This window comes from Streptomyces sp. NBC_00210, from assembly GCF_045160975.1.
In the GTDB taxonomy this organism is placed as follows: Bacteria; Actinomycetota; Actinomycetes; order Streptomycetales; family Streptomycetaceae; genus Streptomyces.
On the sequence record NZ_CP108120.1, the window covers coordinates 3,857,041 to 3,873,242 of the forward strand.

18 protein-coding genes are annotated in these 16,202 nt (G+C 70.3%); 3 read left to right on the top strand and 15 right to left on the bottom strand.

What is annotated here, in order from left to right; all coding sequences use genetic code 11:
- Window positions 1–29 precede the first annotated feature (29 nt).
- Complete coding sequence (locus OG729_RS17480; protein WP_326651694.1) at window positions 30–2,555, bottom strand: ATP-dependent Clp protease ATP-binding subunit; 2,526 nt, start codon at window positions 2,553–2,555, stop codon at window positions 30–32.
- Between the two features lie 432 nt (window positions 2,556–2,987).
- Here OG729_RS17480 and OG729_RS17485 point away from each other — a divergent pair, with 432 nt between their 5' ends.
- Window positions 2,988–3,575 carry an SCO3374 family protein gene (locus tag OG729_RS17485; RefSeq protein ID WP_405806969.1) on the top strand — a complete coding sequence of 196 codons (588 nt, stop codon included), beginning with the start codon at window positions 2,988–2,990 and terminating at the stop codon, window positions 3,573–3,575.
- Here OG729_RS17485 and OG729_RS17490 read toward each other — a convergent pair.
- The 11 genes from OG729_RS17490 to OG729_RS17540 all read right to left on the bottom strand — a co-directional run bounded on the left by OG729_RS17490 (window position 3,554) and on the right by OG729_RS17540 (window position 12,233).
- A complete protein-coding gene (locus tag OG729_RS17490) occupies window positions 3,554–3,889 on the bottom strand; it encodes an Lsr2 family protein (protein ID WP_360871374.1) in 336 nt (111 codons plus the stop codon). The genes OG729_RS17485 and OG729_RS17490 overlap by 22 nt on opposite strands.
- Before the next feature lie 143 nt (window positions 3,890–4,032).
- Window positions 4,033–4,554 (bottom strand): amino-acid N-acetyltransferase, encoded by a 522-nt coding sequence (locus tag OG729_RS17495; RefSeq protein WP_360871371.1) that lies wholly within the window; start codon window positions 4,552–4,554, stop codon window positions 4,033–4,035.
- Between the two features lie 9 nt (window positions 4,555–4,563).
- Window positions 4,564–4,959: a BlaI/MecI/CopY family transcriptional regulator gene (locus OG729_RS17500; RefSeq protein ID WP_360871369.1), complete on the bottom strand. Its 396-nt coding sequence runs from the start codon at window positions 4,957–4,959 to the stop codon at window positions 4,564–4,566.
- 120 nt (window positions 4,960–5,079) lie between these two features.
- The gene (locus tag OG729_RS17505; RefSeq protein WP_405806971.1) at window positions 5,080–5,253 is read right to left on the bottom strand and encodes a hypothetical protein; all 174 of its coding nucleotides are present in this window, start codon (window positions 5,251–5,253) and stop codon (window positions 5,080–5,082) included.
- 13 nt (window positions 5,254–5,266) lie between these two features.
- The gene (locus tag OG729_RS17510) at window positions 5,267–5,881 is read right to left on the bottom strand and encodes a hypothetical protein (protein ID WP_360871499.1); all 615 of its coding nucleotides are present in this window, start codon (window positions 5,879–5,881) and stop codon (window positions 5,267–5,269) included.
- A 218-nt stretch (window positions 5,882–6,099) separates the two neighbouring features.
- Window positions 6,100–6,897, bottom strand: a complete 798-nt coding sequence (locus OG729_RS17515) for a type III pantothenate kinase (protein WP_360871363.1) — start codon at window positions 6,895–6,897, stop codon at window positions 6,100–6,102.
- Window positions 6,897–7,922 (bottom strand): carboxylating nicotinate-nucleotide diphosphorylase, encoded by a 1,026-nt coding sequence (nadC, locus tag OG729_RS17520; RefSeq protein WP_405806973.1) that lies wholly within the window; start codon window positions 7,920–7,922, stop codon window positions 6,897–6,899. Before nadC ends, OG729_RS17515 begins: the two co-directional genes overlap by 1 nt.
- 2 nt (window positions 7,923–7,924) lie before the next feature.
- Window positions 7,925–9,688, bottom strand: coding sequence for an L-aspartate oxidase (locus tag OG729_RS17525; RefSeq protein WP_360871357.1), 1,764 nt, complete (start codon window positions 9,686–9,688; stop codon window positions 7,925–7,927).
- Entirely contained in the window at window positions 9,685–10,698 is a 1,014-nt protein-coding gene (gene panC, locus OG729_RS17530) for a pantoate--beta-alanine ligase (protein WP_405806975.1), read from the bottom strand. The genes OG729_RS17525 and panC overlap by 4 nt, the downstream gene beginning before the upstream one ends.
- Window positions 10,695–11,615, bottom strand: a complete 921-nt coding sequence (locus OG729_RS17535) for a DUF2520 domain-containing protein (protein WP_360871352.1) — start codon at window positions 11,613–11,615, stop codon at window positions 10,695–10,697. Before OG729_RS17535 ends, panC begins: the two co-directional genes overlap by 4 nt.
- Window positions 11,616–12,041: 426 nt before the next feature.
- On the bottom strand, window positions 12,042–12,233 hold the full coding sequence (locus OG729_RS17540; RefSeq protein ID WP_405806977.1) for a hypothetical protein: 192 nt from the start codon (window positions 12,231–12,233) through the stop codon (window positions 12,042–12,044).
- Between the two features lie 105 nt (window positions 12,234–12,338).
- Here OG729_RS17540 and OG729_RS17545 point away from each other — a divergent pair, with 105 nt between their 5' ends.
- A complete protein-coding gene (locus tag OG729_RS17545; protein WP_405811160.1) occupies window positions 12,339–13,451 on the top strand; it encodes a DUF5937 family protein in 1,113 nt (370 codons plus the stop codon).
- Between the two features lie 7 nt (window positions 13,452–13,458).
- Here OG729_RS17545 and OG729_RS17550 read toward each other — a convergent pair whose 3' ends face one another.
- A complete protein-coding gene (locus OG729_RS17550) occupies window positions 13,459–14,439 on the bottom strand; it encodes a zinc-binding alcohol dehydrogenase family protein (protein ID WP_405806979.1) in 981 nt (326 codons plus the stop codon).
- Between the two features lie 112 nt (window positions 14,440–14,551).
- Here OG729_RS17550 and OG729_RS17555 point away from each other — a divergent pair, with 112 nt between their 5' ends.
- Window positions 14,552–14,878, top strand: a complete 327-nt coding sequence (locus OG729_RS17555; protein WP_360871343.1) for a helix-turn-helix transcriptional regulator — start codon at window positions 14,552–14,554, stop codon at window positions 14,876–14,878.
- A gap of 11 nt (window positions 14,879–14,889) precedes the next feature.
- Here the strand turns inward: OG729_RS17555 and OG729_RS17560 are convergent, their stop codons facing one another.
- Together OG729_RS17560 and OG729_RS17565 are read right to left on the bottom strand one after the other, a co-directional pair.
- Complete coding sequence (locus tag OG729_RS17560) at window positions 14,890–15,492, bottom strand: AAA family ATPase (RefSeq protein ID WP_405806981.1); 603 nt, start codon at window positions 15,490–15,492, stop codon at window positions 14,890–14,892.
- Between the two features lie 3 nt (window positions 15,493–15,495).
- Window positions 15,496–16,170 carry a response regulator transcription factor gene (locus tag OG729_RS17565; protein ID WP_360871338.1) on the bottom strand — a complete coding sequence of 225 codons (675 nt, stop codon included), beginning with the start codon at window positions 16,168–16,170 and terminating at the stop codon, window positions 15,496–15,498.
- Between the last annotated feature and the right edge of the window lie 32 nt (window positions 16,171–16,202).

Below are 16,202 nucleotides of genomic sequence, written 5' to 3' on the forward strand. Positions count from 1 at the left end.
GGGGCAGCCCCTTCAGACACTCAGAACGCCTACGCGTCCTTCGACAGGTTCGGCCCGGCTCCGCCGGCCGCCTGCTCGATCGGAGGCACGTCCGGCAGCGCCGACTTCTCCTCGCCGCGGAAGGTGAACTTCTTCTCCTCACCCTCGCCCTCGGTGTCCACGACCACGATGTGACCGGGGCGCAGCTCGCCGAAGAGGATCTTCTCCGACAGGATGTCCTCGATCTCGCGCTGGATCGTCCGGCGCAGCGGCCGGGCGCCCAGCACCGGGTCGTAGCCCTTCTTGGCGAGCAGCGACTTGGCCGTGGGGCTGAGCTCCAGGCCCATGTCGCGGTCCTTCAGGCGCTCGTCCACCTTGGCGACCATGAGGTCGACGATCTGGATGATGTCTTCCTCGGTCAGCTGGTGGAAGACCACCGTGTCGTCGACACGGTTGAGGAACTCGGGCCGGAAGTGCTGCTTGAGCTCTTCGTTGACCTTGACCTTCATCCGCTCGTAGTTCGACTTGACGTCGCCCTGCGCCGCGAAGCCCAGGTTGAAGCCCTTCGAGATGTCCCGGGTCCCGAGGTTGGTCGTCATGATGATGACCGTGTTCTTGAAGTCCACGACGCGGCCCTGGGAGTCGGTCAGGCGACCGTCCTCCAGGATCTGCAGAAGGGAATTGAAGATATCGGGGTGGGCCTTCTCGACCTCGTCGAAGAGGACGACGGAGAACGGCTTCCGGCGCACCTTCTCGGTGAGCTGGCCGCCCTCTTCGTAACCCACGTATCCGGGCGGGGAACCGAAGAGACGGGAAACCGTGTGCTTCTCGCTGAACTCCGACATGTCGAGGGAGATCAGCGCGTCCTCGTCGCCGAAGAGGAATTCGGCGAGCGTCTTGGAGAGCTCGGTCTTACCGACACCGGACGGGCCGGCGAAGATGAACGAGCCACCGGGGCGCTTCGGGTCCTTCAGGCCGGCGCGGGTACGCCGGATCGCCTGGGAAAGGGCCTTGATGGCGTCCTTCTGGCCGATGACGCGCTTGTGGAGCTCGTCCTCCATGCGCAGCAGACGCGAGGACTCCTCCTCGGTCAGCTTGAAGACCGGAATACCGGTGGCCGTGGCCAGGACTTCGGCGATCAGCTCGCCGTCGACCTCGGCGACGACGTCCATGTCGCCGGCCTTCCATTCCTTCTCGCGCTTGGCCTTCGCGGCGAGCAGCTGCTTCTCCTTGTCGCGGAGAGAGGCCGCCTTCTCGAAGTCCTGGGAGTCGATCGCCGACTCCTTGTCGCGGCGGACGCCCGCGATCTTCTCGTCGAACTCGCGGAGGTCCGGCGGCGCGGTCATCCGGCGGATACGCATCCGGGAACCGGCCTCGTCGATCAGGTCGATCGCCTTGTCCGGCAGGAAGCGGTCCGAGATGTACCGGTCGGCCAGCGTCGCGGCCTGGACCAGCGCCTCGTCCGTGATGGAGACGCGGTGGTGGGCCTCGTAACGGTCCCGCAGGCCCTTGAGGATCTCGATGGTGTGCGGCAGCGACGGCTCCGCGACCTGGATGGGCTGGAAGCGGCGCTCCAGGGCCGCGTCCTTCTCCAGGTGCTTGCGGTACTCGTCGAGCGTGGTGGCGCCGATGGTCTGCAGCTCACCGCGCGCGAGCATCGGCTTCAGGATCGAAGCCGCGTCGATCGCGCCCTCGGCGGCGCCCGCACCCACCAGGGTGTGGAGCTCGTCGATGAACAGGATGATGTCGCCGCGGGTGCGGATCTCCTTGAGGACCTTCTTCAGGCGCTCCTCGAAGTCACCGCGGTAGCGGGATCCGGCAACCAGCGCGCCGAGGTCCAGGGTGTAGAGGTGCTTGTCCTTGAGGGTCTCGGGCACCTCGCCCTTGACGATGGCCTGCGCCAGGCCCTCGACGACCGCCGTCTTGCCGACGCCGGGCTCGCCGATGAGGACCGGGTTGTTCTTGGTACGGCGGGACAGCACCTGCATGACCCGCTCGATCTCCTTCTCGCGCCCGATGACCGGGTCGAGCTTGGACTCACGAGCGGCCTGGGTGAGATTCCGGCCGAACTGGTCCAGGACGAGCGACGTCGAGGGCGTGCCCTCGGCCGGGCCGCCTGCTGTGGCGGCTTCCTTGCCCTGGTAACCGGAGAGCAGCTGGATGACCTGCTGCCGCACCCGGTTGAGATCGGCGCCCAGCTTCACGAGGACCTGGGCGGCGACGCCCTCGCCCTCGCGGATCAGGCCGAGCAGGATGTGCTCGGTGCCGATGTAGTTGTGGCCCAGCTGAAGAGCCTCGCGGAGCGACAGCTCCAGGACCTTCTTGGCACGAGGGGTGAAGGGGATGTGCCCGGACGGGGCCTGCTGGCCCTGGCCGATGATCTCCTCCACCTGCTGGCGGACCGCCTCGAGCGAAATCCCGAGGCTCTCCAGGGCCTTAGCGGCGACACCCTCACCCTCGTGGATAAGGCCCAGGAGGATGTGCTCGGTGCCGATGTAGTTGTGGTTGAGCATCCGGGCTTCTTCCTGAGCCAGGACGACAACCCGCCGCGCGCGGTCGGTGAACCTCTCGAACATCGTTAATCGCTCCTCAGAGCGGTCAGGCAGTAAAGGGGTCGGTCCCCTCCCTGTCCTTCCGCAGCTTAGTCCCGCAAGCGGGGACCGCTCATTCCAACTGCCGACACCCGTCTGTGGCCTCCTGACCGCTGAACGCCGACAACTGCTCCAACCCGATGGTGCGAGACGATGTTCCCGCAGGCCAGGCAGATACCCTCACCACCGCTACGCCGATGGCGAACGTGAGACGGCCAGGCAGGCGTGTCGCCCCTTGCCACTAGGAATGTCTTACCCGTAAGCACTGACACTCCATGCGGCGCGCACCGGTTCCCTCAGCTACGGGCGAACAACCTTGCGCACTCGAATGCCTCCGTACGCCCCCAACTCGGACACCGTGTGCAATCAGTCACACACTCTGCGTAACCCAGGGGGCTGCTCGGTAGTTCCTCAATTATGGCTCTCACCGTCCCGCTCCCCCGTACGCCCGTCGACGGCGGCATTGCGCAGTGGTACGAGGACGAGCTCGGCTGGGCCACCGCGGGCGGGTCCCCGGTGCGGCTGCTGACCGGGCAGCGCTTCGATGTGCTGGAGCTGCCGGCGGACGCCGGAGCGGCCGTGCTGCGCCGTACGGACTCGGCAGGGACAGCCGGACCGGTAGCCCTCATGGGGCACAGAATGCGGCTCCTGGTGGCCGCCGGGAGCGCCGACGAGCTGCCTGGGCTGCTCGACTGGCTGCAGTGGGGCGGGATCGCCCTCGATCTGACCACCATCGGCGCGGGCGGGCTGATGACGGCCCCGCCGCCGCCCGGATGGTACGGCTCGCGGGGGGCCGCCGTATGGCTGCGACCCCCCGTGCCGGGGCGCGAGGTGGAGCCGACTCTGCCGGCCCTGAACTCTTTCGGGCGCAGTGCCGGAACCGATAGGGGTATCAGCCCCGATCTCGTACGACTCGTGGACACCGTGGCGACCGAGTGCCACCGGGCCCGATTGCTGCGTACGAATACGCCGCGTGCGAATACTCAGCCGTTGGCCTTCTCGTAAGCCTCACGGACATGGGCCGGGACGCGGCCGCGGTCGTTGACCTCGAAGCCGTTCGCCTTGGCCCAGGCGCGGATTTCGGCGGTGTCCTTGTTGCCGCCCGCGGCCGCACGGCCCTTGCCACGGCCGGTCGAGCTACGACCGCCCGTGCGACGGCCGGCCTTCACGAACTCCGCGAGCGACTGACGGAGCTTGTCCGCGTTGGCGGCGGTGAGGTCGATCTCGTACGTCTTGCCATCCAGAGCGAACGTCACCGTCTCGTCCGCCTCGCCGCCGACGAGGTCATCGACAAGAAGGACCTGAACCTTCTGTGCCACCGGATTTCCTTTCATCGAAAATGCAGTACGCGGAAAGGAAACCGCTTTTCCTTGGAAAACACAAACCCTTGGGAGAGGTTCAGAACCTCGAGAACGCGGGAAACGTGCGCGATTCGGACATAGGGTTCCGGTTCTTGTGGTGATCACAGGTGCAGAAGCATCCGACTGTTGCCCAAGGTGTTCGGCTTCACTCGTTCGAGCCCGAGGAACTCGGCGACACCCTCGTCATAGGAACGCAGCAGCTCGCTGTAGACATCTCCGTCGACCGGTGTCTCACCGATCTCCACGAAGCCGTGCTTGCCGAAGAAGTCCACTTCGAAGGTGAGGCAGAAAACCCGGCGCACTCCGAGCCAGCGGGCCGTGTCCAACAGCTTGTCCAGCACCTGATGTCCGATGCCGGTGCCCTTGAAGACCGGATCGACGGCAAGAGTGCGGACTTCGGCGAGGTCTTCCCACATGACATGCAGAGCACCGCAGCCGACCACGCGGGCATCGTCGTCGCGTTCCGCGACCCAGAACTCCTGGATGGCTTCGTAAAGGGTGACCGTCGCTTTGTCGAGCAGGATGCCTTCACTCACGTACGGGTCGACGAGTCGGCGGACCGAGGGCACATCGCTGGTCCTGGCCCGCCGGACGGTGATGGCATTTGCTGCGACATAAGACATGGCCCGACGCTATCGCCCCGCCTGCGTACCGCCCTCGGCGGGCTCGTCGCCCTGAACGATGCGGACAGCGGCTTGGAGGGCTTCACGCTGCTCGGACGACATCATGCCGAAGAAGGCGACTAGTGCGGCGGCGGGGTTGTCACTCTTGGACCAGGCTTCGTTCATCAGTGCGGCGGAGTACGCGGCGCGGGTGGAGACCGCCGTATATCGATAGGCGCGGCCGTCGACTTCCCTGCGTACCCAGCCCTTCTGATGGAGATTGTCCATTACGGTCATGACGGTGGTGTAGGCGATGGACCGTTCCTGCTGAAGGTCTTCCAGGACTTCCCGGACCGTGACCGGCCGGTTCCATTGCCAGACGCGTGTCATGACGGCGTCTTCGAGCTCTCCCAATTGGCGGGGCACAGCGCCACCATAGTGCGAGATGCCGGGAATGGCCGGTTATTGACGTAACAAAAAGGACGTACGGCCCCGGAAATCTGCCGTACGTCCTTGAAGCGCGAGCGCGCGGTGCGTCGTGTGGCGTCAGGCGTCCCGGCCGGCCTGGCGGGTGGATTCCGCGCGGGCGATCACGGCGTCCGCGATCGCGTCCTCCTTGGCCTTGTTCGGGCCACCCTGGCTCTTGACGATCGTCACGACCAGGACGGTGAAGAAGGCGGCCATCACCACGGGGGGCAGGAGCGCGGATACGTAGTCCATGGCTCCAGAGTAGCTATCCGGCGGCCCGCTCTTCCGGTGGGGGCACGGGCTTGCGGCGGGGAGGGAAGACCTCGGACGGCTTCGGCATCGGGCGGTCGGGGGGCGTGGGCCCCTTGGGCTGCGGTTTCTCCTGCGGCGCCTGCCGGGGTTTGTGCTGGGGCTTGGGCTGCGGCTTCGAGTCGTCGGACGCGCGGCCGCCGGGGAGCGCGAGGAGGCGGGTGCGAGGAGCGGGCGCGGCGGCGCCGGGCCCCCTTGCGCGGCCGGCCAGCCGGGCGCGCAACGACTGCTCGGCGAGCCCCTGGCAGCGCTGCAGTACGGCGGCGCCGACCGGGTTGCCGCGCAGGGTGCGCAGCGCGGACAGGTCTTCCGGGCGGGGGTCGTAGCCGGTGGCCAGGGCGTCCTGGAGGAGCTCCAGATAGCCGGTGGCGGAACCGGGGAGCGCGTCGCGGTAGCGGACGAGGTCGGCGAGCAGGAACGTACGCAGCCGGCCGGCCTCGCGAACCGCCTCGTCCAGGGAACCGGCCAGTCGCAGACAGTCCTGGACGTCCGAGTCGGTGAGAGGGGCGGGATGGAGGGCGCTGGCGAGAGCGCGTCGGAGCACACGCAGCTCGTCTGCGCTGAAGGCCATGCCGCCGCGGGATCCGTATGGCGTGGGCATGAGCCGACGATACGTCCGACTTGGACAAAATCGGGTTAATTGGCCACCCCGGGCGCGGCGAAGCTTTCTGTGGGGCTGGGGTGCACCGGTGCCGTGCGGCGCGGGCCCCGGGGGTTCGCCTGCGAAACCATCCACCGGCGGCAACCACAAACGCCCCGGCCCACGCCCACCACCGACCGGGGCGACTGTCACATGCGGGAGACGTTGCGCTCGTACACCAACCGCAGCCCGATCAGCGTCAGCCACGGCTCGTGTTCGTCGATTTCCGAGGCTTCGCCCATCACCATCGGGGCCAGACCGCCCGTCGCGATCACCGTGACCTCGTCCGGGTCATCCGCGAGTTCGCCCTTCATGCGCTTGACCACGCCGTCGACCTGGCCCGCGAAGCCGTACACGATGCCCGCCTGCATCGCCTCGACCGTGTTCTTGCCGATAACACTGCGCGGGCGGGCCAGTTCGATCTTGCGGAGCTGGGCGCCCTTGACGCCGAGGGCCTCGACGGAGATCTCGATGCCCGGGGCGATCACGCCGCCCGCGTACTCGCCGCGCGCGCTGACCGCGTCGAAGGTCGTCGCTGTGCCGAAGTCGACGACGATCGCCGGGCCGCCGTACAGATCGACCGCGGCGACCGCGTTGATGATGCGGTCCGCGCCGACCTCCTTCGGGTTGTCCATCAGGATCGGCACGCCGGTCTTGATGCCGGGCTCGACGAGGACGGACGGGACGTCGCCGTAGTAGCGGCGGGTCACCTCGCGCAGCTCGTGCAGGACCGAGGGAACGGTGGAGCAGATGGCGATGCCCTCGATACCGTCGCCCAGTTCCTCGCCGAGCAGCGGGTGCATGCCCATCAGACCCTGCAGCAGGACGGCCAGTTCGTCGGCGGTGCGGCGGGCGTCCGTGGAGATGCGCCAGTGTTCGACGATCTCCTCGCCGTCGAACAGGCCGAGGACGGTCTGGGTGTTGCCGACATCGATCGTGAGCAGCATCAGACGCCTGCCTCACGCAGGTCGAGGCCGATGTCGAGGATCCGGGAGGAGTGCGTCAGCGCGCCCACCGCGAGGTAGTCGACGCCCGTTTCGGCGTACGCGCGGGCGTTGTCCAGCGTGAGCCTCCCCGAGGACTCGAGGGCGGCGCGGTGCGCGACGATCGCGACGGCCTCCTCGGTCTCGGCCGGGGTGAAGTTGTCCAGCAGGATCAGGTCCGCGCCCGCGTCCAGGACTTCGCGGACCTGGTGCAGGGTGTCCACCTCGACCTCGATCGGGAGGTCCGGGAAGGTGTCCCGTACGGCCTTGAAGGCCTCCGCCACGCCGCCCGCGGCGACCACGTGGTTGTCCTTGACGAGCGCGGCATCCGAGAGCGACATCCGGTGGTTGACGCCGCCGCCGCAGCGCACCGCGTACTTCTCGAGGGCGCGCAGTCCCGGCGTCGTCTTGCGGGTGTCGCGGACCCGGGCGCCGGTGCCCTCGAGCACGTCCGCCCACGCGCGCGTGGCGGTCGCGATGCCGGAGAGGCGGCACAGGATGTTGAGTGCGCTGCGCTCGCCGGTGAGCAGGTCACGGGTGTTGGTGGTGACGGACAGCAGCTTCTGGCCGGCCTCGACGCGGTCGCCGTCCTCGACGTGCCGCTCCACCTCGAACTCGTCGGTGCACACGATCGACAGGACCGCCTCGGCGACCCGCAGGCCCGCGACCGTACCGGCCTCACGAGCCGTGAAGTCGCCGGTGGCGACGGCGTCTTCGGGAACGGTCGCCACCGTCGTCACATCCACGCCACCGTCCAGGTCCTCGGCGATCGCGAGGTGGGCGATGTCCTCGACCTGTACGGGATCGAGGCCCGCGTCGGCGAGCAGCTGCGCGAGCGTGGGGTCCAGACCGCACTCCAGCTCGTCGTACTCCTCCCCCTCGCCGGAGCAGCCGCAGCCGTCCCCGCAGCCGCCCTTGGACGGGGCGGGGGCGCCGATCTGGATCAGCGGTACGTCCACGGGGCGCGGACGTTCTTCGGGCGTGCTCACGGTTACGGCTCCCTGGGGGCGTCGGGGACGGTGTCGAGGACGGTCGGGGCGAATGCGGTGCTCTCGGTGCGGCTGACGACGAGAGGGGGAGGCGTGACGCGAAGCGTCTCGTTGGAAGGGTTGCGGGAGACGGGCGGGCCGTCGGGCGCGAGGCGTACGACGAGATGGCGGCGCCAGTCGGCGTCGTCCCGCTCGGGCCGGTCGTCGCGCCAGTGACAGCCGCGGGTCTCCTCGCGCTCCAGGGCCGCGGTGGTCAGTACGCGGGCCACGCACAGAAGGTTCGACGTCTCCCAGGACTCGACGCCGGGCTCGGCCGTCTTGCCCGAACCCTCGTGGTCGTGCACGGCGTTGCGGTGTACGGAGTGCAGCGCGGCGGCCGCGGCCGCGAGGCTCTCGGCCGAGCGGAGCACGCCCGCGCCGTGGGACATGATCCGCTGGATCTCGGCCCGCGACTCGGGGGCGATGAGCGGCAGTACGGACGGGCTCGCCGGGTTCGCGGGGGCGCCGGCCGCGAACGGGGCCCGGGATGCGATGTCGACGGCGATGCGCTCCGCGAAGACCAGCCCTTCCAGAAGGGAGTTGGAGGCCAGCCGGTTCGCGCCGTGCACTCCCGTACACGCCACTTCGCCGCATGCGTACAGTCCCGGGACCGTGGTGCGGCCGTGCAGGTCCGTGCGCACCCCGCCGGAGGCGTAATGCGCGGCGGGGGCGACCGGGATGGGCTCGGTGACCGGGTCGATGCCATGGGCGCGGCAGGCGGCCAGGATCGTCGGGAAGCGCTGCTCCCACATCTCGGCGCCGAAGTGGCGGGCGTCCAGGTACATATGAGCCGTGCCCTGTTCCTGCATCCGGCGCATGATGCCCTTGGCGACGATGTCGCGGGGCGCGAGTTCGGCCAGCTCGTGCTGTCCGAGCATGAAGCGGGTGCCGGACGCGTCGACGAGATGGGCGCCCTCTCCCCGTACCGCCTCGGAGACCAGCGGCTGCTGGCCCTCGGAGTCCGGGCCGAGGAAGAGCACGGTCGGGTGGAACTGCACGAATTCGAGGTCGGAGACCTCCGCACCGGCGCGCAGCGCGAGCGCGACGCCGTCGCCCGTGGAGACCGCGGGGTTGGTCGTGGCGGAGAAGACCTGGCCCATGCCGCCGGTGGCCAGGACGACGGTGGGGCTGTGGACCGCGCCGACGCCGTCGTGCTGGCCCTCGCCCATGACATGCAGGGTGATGCCTGCCGTACGGCCTTCGGCGTCCGTCAACAGGTCCAGGACCAGGGCGTTCTCGATCGTACGGATGCCCGCTTCGCGCACCGCCTCGACCAGCGCGCGGGAGATCTCGGCACCTGTCGCGTCGCCGCCCGCGTGCGCGATACGGCGGCGGTGGTGCCCGCCCTCGCGGGTCAGCTCTATCTCGCCGGAGCCCGGGTCGGTGTCGAAGTGCGCGCCGGTGGCGATCAGTCGGCGTACGGCGCCGGGGCCCTCGGTGACCAGGGTGCGTACCGCCACCTCGTCGCACAGGCCGGCGCCCGCGACCAGGGTGTCGTCCAGATGCTGCTCGGGTGTGTCTCCGTCGCCGAGCGCCGCGGCGATGCCGCCCTGTGCCCAGCGCGTGGAGCCGTCGTCCAGACGGGCCTTGGTGACCACGACCGTGCTCAGCCCTGCCGCGGCGCAGCGCAGCGCGGCGGTCAGGCCGGCCACCCCGGAGCCGACCACGACGACCTCGGCGTCGATGGACCAGCCGGGGGCGGGGGCGTGCAGCCGTATTCCGGTCACTTGGGCGCTCCGAAGGTCAGGGGGATGTTGTCGATCAGCCGCGTAGTGCCCACCCGGGCCGCGACGGCGATGATCGCCTCGCCGGTGTGGTCGTCGGGGACCTCGGTGAAGTCGGCCGGGTCGACGAGGGCCAGATAGTCGAGTACGAGCGGCGGGTTCGCCTTGGCCGCCTCGTCGAGGACGACACGGGCCGCGGCCCGTACCGCGTCGGCGCCGCCGGGTCCCGCCTGGGCCACCGCGTGCGCGTCGGCGGCGGCCCGGGCCTCGCCCAGCTTGGACAGCGCGGCGGCCCGGGACTGCGAGGCGGGCAGCGACTCGGCACGCGCGAGCAACGCCTGCTGGGCGGCGAGCCGGTCGCGGGCCGCGAACAGCGCTCCGGACAGCGCGAGGGCGGTGCGGCGCTCGTCGGCCGAGAGAAAACGGTTACGGCTGGAGAGCGCGAGGCCGTCCGGCTCCCGCACGGTCGGTACGCCCACGATCTCGACCGGGAAGTTGAGATCGGCGGCCATCCGGCGGATCAGGGCGAGCTGCTGCGCGTCCTTCTGCCCGAAGAACGCCACACCGGGGCGGGTGAGATGCAGGAGCTTGGCGACGACAGTGAGCACGCCGTCGAAGTGGCCGGGGCGGCTCTCTCCTTCGAGGCGCTCGCCCATGGGGCCCGCGGTGATCCTGACCTGCGGCTCGCCGCCCGGATAGACCTCCTCGGCCGAAGGGGCGAACACGACGTCGGCGCCCGCCTCTTCGGCCGTCTTGAGGTCCGCGTCGAGCGTACGGGGATAACGGTCGAGGTCCTCGCCCGCGCCGAACTGGAGCGGGTTGACGAAGACCGTGACGATGACGAAGCCCTCGCTGCCGACGTGCTCGCGCGCGGCGCGGATCAGCGTGGCGTGGCCCTCGTGCAGGGCGCCCATGGTCATGACGACGGCGGTGCGGCCGAGGGCGCCGTGGTGGTCGATGGCGTACTGCAGATCGCCTCTGGTCGGCACGAGCTCGACGGTGCGCCTGCTCATCGCTGGTCCCCCTCGGCGAGAACGCCCAGCAGATCCTCCGCCAGCTCGGGCTTGAGCAGGCCGTGCGCGAGGGCGCGGTCGGCGGTGGTGCGGGCCATCGCCAGATAACCGGCGACGGTGCCGGGTGCGTGCTTGCGCAGCTCGGCGACATGGACGGCGACGGTGCCGGCGTCGCCACGGGCGACGGGTCCGGTCAGGGCCGCGTCGCCGGAGCGCAGGGCGTTGTCGAGGGCCGCGCCGAGGAGCGGGCCGAGCATCCGGTCGGGGGCGGCAACCCCCGCCGTACGCAGCAGCTCCATCGACTGGGCGACCAGGGTGACCAGGTGGTTCGCGCCGAGGGCGAGGGCCGCGTGGTAGAGCGGGCGGGCCTCCTCCTCGATCCACTCGGGCTCGCCGCCCATCTCGATGACCAGCGCCTCGGCGGCGAGCCGCAGCTCGTCGGGGGCGGTCACACCGAACGAGCAGCCCGCGAGACGCTGCACGTCGACGCTCGTCCCGGTGAAGGTCATGGCGGGGTGCAGCGCGAGCGGGAGCGCACCGGCCCGCGTGGCGGGGTCCAGCACCTTGGTGCCGTACCGCCCGGAGGTGTGCACGAGCAGCTGCCCGGGGCGTACGGCGCCGGTCTCGACGAGGCCGTCGACCAGCGCGGGCAGTGCGTCGTCGGGGACGGTCAGCAGCACGAGCTCGGCGCGGGCGAGGACTTCGGCCGGGGGCACGATCGGTACGTCGGGGAGCAGTGCGGCCGCGCGTCGCACGGATGCGTCGGAGACTCCGGAGACCGCGACCGGTCGGTGTCCCGCGAGCTGCAGCGATGCCGCGAGGGCCGGGCCGACGCGGCCGGCTCCGACGACGCCGACGCGCAGCCTGGCGGGGCGGTCCCGCGGGTCGAGCGGTTCCTGTGGTGCTGTGGCATTCACGCGGCGGGGCCTTCCGTTCCAGTCCGCGGGGGGTACCGGACGATTTCTCGTCATGCTACGCCAGCGCGTGAGGCCCTCTTGCAGTTGTCCACAGGCTGTGAACCGGGCGCCGCCCCTTCCCGAACCGGGGCTCCGCCCCGGACCCTCCCCCTACGCCCTGCGGGCGTGGGGAGACCCCACCTGGGGGACCCCCACAACTCAATCGCCGGCGGGGCTGAAAGATTCAGCCCGTCTGGGGGTCCCCCGGACGAAGTCCGGCGGAGATTGAGGACAACGCCCGAAGGGCGTACAGGGAGTCCGGGGGCTAGTCCGGGGGCTTGCCCCCCACGCGGCGGAGCCGCAAATCGGCACAGCGGGAAGGGGCGGGTAGGGGAAGGCACCCCGTGCCCCAGAGAGCAGGGGCAGGCGCGGGGGAAGCCCGCACCCTCAGCCGGAGTGGAGCAGGCGGGCCAGCGCCGAGCGGACGCGGCCCCGGGAGTGGCGGGCGCGGCGGGGGGCCGCGTGGGTCGTGAGTTCGCGCGCGGCCTGCCAGTCGTGGAGGCCCGGCTGGGGCGGAGCCTTGGTGCCGTGCTGGGATGCGCGGTAACTGTCCAGCATGTACTGATGCATCGCATTCATGACCTCACGCTGCGCCCACCCGCCCCCGCTCGTCCCGTCGATTGACGAGCCCCGTCAAATGACACCGCCACCGCCCCGCGCACCCCGCACCATGGAGCCGTGAGCGTGAGCATCGACATCGCGGGCCTGGCCCCTGAGCGCATCGTCTTCGAGATTTCCCCTCTCGCCGAGCTCGGCGTGGCGCTGCACGCGCTCGCAGAGCCGGCGCACCATCCCGGGCTGCACGGCTGGGCCACCGCCACCGCCGCCGGGCTCAAGCCCGATCTCGCAGACCGGCTGCACGAGGCCGACTTCCTGTGGCGGACCACGTTCTCGGACGTCTTCATGCCGTTCGCGGGTCTGGGCAGCCCCGATGCCCGCACCGGCACGACCCTCGCCGAAGAGCTGGACATGCTCGACCGGCTGGACGAGGAGCGGTTCGTCGCCGCCGCCCTGGAGTTCACCTGCGCCAGTACGTACGGAGTCGGCGGCCCCTCCGCCCTCACCGACCCCGTCCGCCGCGAGCGCGCCCTCGAACTCGCGGCCACCCGCGGCCCCAAGCAGCTCGACTTCGCCCGGCGGCTGCTGGACGACCCGGCTTCCGTACGCGCCTGGGTACGCCGTCTCTTCGAGGACTGCGACCAGGCCTTCTTCGCCGACACCTGGCATCGCGTCGCCACCCAGCTCGCCGCCGACGCCCGGCACAAGACCGATCTGCTGCGCCGCAAGGGCCTGGCCGAGGCGCTGCACGCCGTCTCGCCCGCGCTCGCGGTGGACGAGGACCACGCCCGTATCAGCGCCGACAAGCTCGCGGACGGGCGAACGACAGCCCTCGACCCCGCCGTCGGCGCCGGGCTCTCCCTCGTGCCGTCCAGCTTCGGCTGGCCGCATCTGATGGTGCTGCACGCGCCCGGCTGGCGGCCGGTGATCCACTACCCGGTCGGCTCACCGTCACTGCCCGGCCCCGCCCCCGTCGAGCTGCTGAAGCTCCGGATGGAGGCGCTTGCGCACCCGATGCGGATGCGGCTGTGCCGCCACCTCGCCCGCTCGCCGTACACGACGAGCGAGCTGGCGGACGCGTACAACATCACCGCGCCCGAGGTCTCCCGTCATCTCGCCGTGCTGAAGAAGGCAGGGCTCGTCTCGACCCGGCGGCGCGGCCGTTACGTACTGCACCAGCTGGACGTCACCGCCGTCGCACGGCTGGGCAGCGACTTCCTGGAGACCGTGCTCCGCTGATCCACGGCTAATCCAGGGCGACACGGAGCAGCAGCTTGCCCGTCGTCGCGCGGCTCTCCATCAGCCGGTGCGCCTCCGCCGCCTCGGCTAGCGGCAGTTCGGCGGTGACCGGCAGCTCCACAGCCCCGTCCGCGACCAGCCGGAACGCCCGCTCCGACAGCTCCCGCAGCGCCTTGGGCTCCGTCACCGCCAGGGTCAGGATCGAGAAGAACGCCACCGACCGTGCACCGGGCGCGAGTTCGGCCGCGCCGAACTGCCACGCCGCCTCGTCGCTCGTATTGCCGAAGTTCACCACCCGGCCGAACGGCGCCAGCGAGTCAAGGCTGCGGCGCAGCTGCTCGCCGCCGATCGGGTCGAGCAGCAGGTCGACGCCGCGCCCGTCGGTCGCACCGGCCAGCTGCGACTCCCAGTCGTCGCCGACGAAGACCTGGTCGTAGCCGTGCTTCAGCGCGAACTCCGCCTTGGCGGTGGACGAGACGACGCCGTAGACAGCACCGTCGCCCACGCGCTTCGCCAACTGGCCCGCCACCGTGCCGACTCCGCCCGCCGCGCCCTGCACCAGCACGCTCTCGCCGGCCCGCAGCCGCCCCAGCTCGTGCACCAGAGCGTGCGCGGTGGGCAGCACGGTCGGCAGCGTGGCCGCCGTACGCAGCGAAAGACGGGCGGGGACCGGGAAGACCTGGGCGGCGGGCGCGATGGCAACCTCCGCATAGCCGCCGTGCGAGATGAAGGCGGCGACCTCCTGTCCGACGGCCAGATCCGTGACGCCGTCGCCAAGCGCCCGCACCCGGCCCGAGACCTCAAGTCCGGGCCGGAAGGGGAGACTTGGCACCCGGTAGCCGGTGCGCCTGGCCCTGATCTCCGCGAAGTTCACGCCGGCGTACGCGACATCGATGGCGACCTCGCCCGGACCGGGCTCCGGCGCGTCCGCCTCGACCAGTCGCAGCACCTCGGGGCCGCCGTACTCCGTCACCTGAATCGCGCGCATAGCGAACTCCTCGCCCAGAGTGTTCAATGGGAAGCGAACACTTGGAGTGTATGACCGTCGTCGAACACTCCGCAAGGAAGAACAAGAAAGACGAGGAGAACACGACAGAGACATGAGCAGTCACCGGCCCGCACCCGAGCACACGCACCCCGCCGACGTCCCGCTGCTGAACGCGCTCGACGCCCTGGCCGATCCCGTACGCATCCAGCTCGTCCGCGAACTCGCCACCTCCGAGGAGTGGACGCGCACCTGCGGATCCTTCGACGTGCCCGTACGGAAGGCGGCGATCAGCCATCACTTCTCGGTGCTGCGCGCCGCCGGGCTCGTCGAGCAGCGCGACATGGGACCGAAGCGAGTGAACCGGCTGCGGCGCCCGGAGTTCGACGCGCGCTTCCCCGGCCTGCTGGACCTCGTCCTGCGCGAGGGCCGTGAGGACTGAGTCGTTCGACGTCAGCCGAGGCGAATGTGCTTGAGGCCCGTCCACGCCTTGCGCAGCCGGTGCCGCAGCGGCCCGTCCGCGTTCGGCTCAAGGCTCAGCCCCGCCGAAGCCGCGATCTTGTCGGCCACCTGCGGCACACCGACCCGGTCGGTACGGATGTGCTCGGCGAACAGCGGCCGGTTCAGCCGCTCCAGACACAGGTCCAGCTGCCGCACCGCGAAGCTCTCGCGCTTGAGCCCGCGGCCGAGCCCCCGCTCCGTCAGCCGCCGCAGCACCGTCTCGCGCTCCGCGAGCAGCGCGAAGTGGTGCACCTCGTGCCCGGCCGCCCGCAGCCGGCCCACCGTCTCCTCGAAGTACGCCGGCTCGACCACCGTCATGGGCGCGATCACCACGCCCTCGTACGTCCGCAGCGTCAGGTCCAGCACCTCGTACACGCCCTGCCGCCAGGCGGCCAGATCCTGGAAGTCCGATCGCAGTTCACGCGGAAGCATCCGGTGCAGGCCGAAGCCGACATGCTCGGGATCGCAGACGACGCTGCCGGGCAGCCGTCGCCGCAATTCGTACGCGGTCTGGGTCTTGCCGCCCCCGAAGGGGCCGTTGATCCAGAGCAGCATGCGTCAGGCCGCCCCGCCGCCCGCCCGCACCAGGCCCGTCTCGTACGCCAGCACCACCACCTGCACCCGGTCCCGCAGATTCAGTTTGGTGAGGATGCGGCCCACATGCGTCTTGACCGTGGCCTCCGACAGCACCAGACGGGCCGCGATCTCGCCGTTCGACAGGCCCTGGGCGACGAGCAGCATCACCTCTCGCTCCCGGTCGGTGAGCCGCTCCAGCTCCTTGTTCTGCGGCTCGTGGGAGCTGCTGGGCAGCATCGGCGAGAAGCGGTCGAGCAGCCGGCGCGTGGTGGACGGCGCGACCACCGCGTCGCCGCTGTGCACCGAGCGGATCGCGCCGAGCAGTTCGCCGGGCGGCACGTCCTTGAGCATGAAGCCGCTGGCGCCCGCCTTCAGCCCGGAGAAGGCGTACTCGTCCAGGTCGAAGGTGGTCAGGATCAGCACCTTCGGCGCGTCCGGCTCGGCACAGATCCGGCGGGTCGCCTCTACGCCGTCCAGCCTCGGCATGCGTACGTCCATCAGCACCACGTCCACGGCCGTGGAACGGAGGTTCTCGATCGCCTCCGCGCCGTCACCCGCCTCCGCGACGACCTCCATGTCCGGCTGGGCGGCGAGCACCATCCGGAACCCCGTGCGCAGCAGCACCTGATCGTCGACGAGCATCACACGGATGGACATGTCAGTTGAGTCCTCGGTCTCTAGTGGGCGGG

What these genes read in the sequence shown, in the direction of transcription:
- OG729_RS17560 (WP_405806981.1), bottom strand. Translation starts at nt 15,492, where the DNA reads ATGCTGCTCTGGATCAACGGCCCCTTCGGGGGCGGCAAGACCCAGACC.
- OG729_RS17495 (WP_360871371.1), bottom strand. Translation starts at nt 4,554, where the DNA reads ATGTCTTATGTCGCAGCAAATGCCATCACCGTCCGGCGGGCCAGGACC.
- OG729_RS17480 (WP_326651694.1), bottom strand. Translation starts at nt 2,555, where the DNA reads ATGTTCGAGAGGTTCACCGACCGCGCGCGGCGGGTTGTCGTCCTGGCT.
- OG729_RS17555 (WP_360871343.1), top strand. Translation starts at nt 14,552, where the DNA reads ATGAGCAGTCACCGGCCCGCACCCGAGCACACGCACCCCGCCGACGTC.
- OG729_RS17505 (WP_405806971.1), bottom strand. Translation starts at nt 5,253, where the DNA reads ATGGACTACGTATCCGCGCTCCTGCCCCCCGTGGTGATGGCCGCCTTC.
- OG729_RS17515 (WP_360871363.1), bottom strand. Translation starts at nt 6,897, where the DNA reads ATGCTGCTCACGATCGATGTCGGCAACACCCAGACCGTCCTCGGCCTG.
- OG729_RS17565 (WP_360871338.1), bottom strand. Translation starts at nt 16,170, where the DNA reads ATGTCCATCCGTGTGATGCTCGTCGACGATCAGGTGCTGCTGCGCACG.
- OG729_RS17485 (WP_405806969.1), top strand. Translation starts at nt 2,988, where the DNA reads ATGGCTCTCACCGTCCCGCTCCCCCGTACGCCCGTCGACGGCGGCATT.
- panC (WP_405806975.1), bottom strand. Translation starts at nt 10,698, where the DNA reads ATGAGCAGGCGCACCGTCGAGCTCGTGCCGACCAGAGGCGATCTGCAG.
- OG729_RS17510 (WP_360871499.1), bottom strand. Translation starts at nt 5,881, where the DNA reads ATGGCCTTCAGCGCAGACGAGCTGCGTGTGCTCCGACGCGCTCTCGCC.
- OG729_RS17540 (WP_405806977.1), bottom strand. Translation starts at nt 12,233, where the DNA reads ATGAATGCGATGCATCAGTACATGCTGGACAGTTACCGCGCATCCCAG.
- OG729_RS17550 (WP_405806979.1), bottom strand. Translation starts at nt 14,439, where the DNA reads ATGCGCGCGATTCAGGTGACGGAGTACGGCGGCCCCGAGGTGCTGCGA.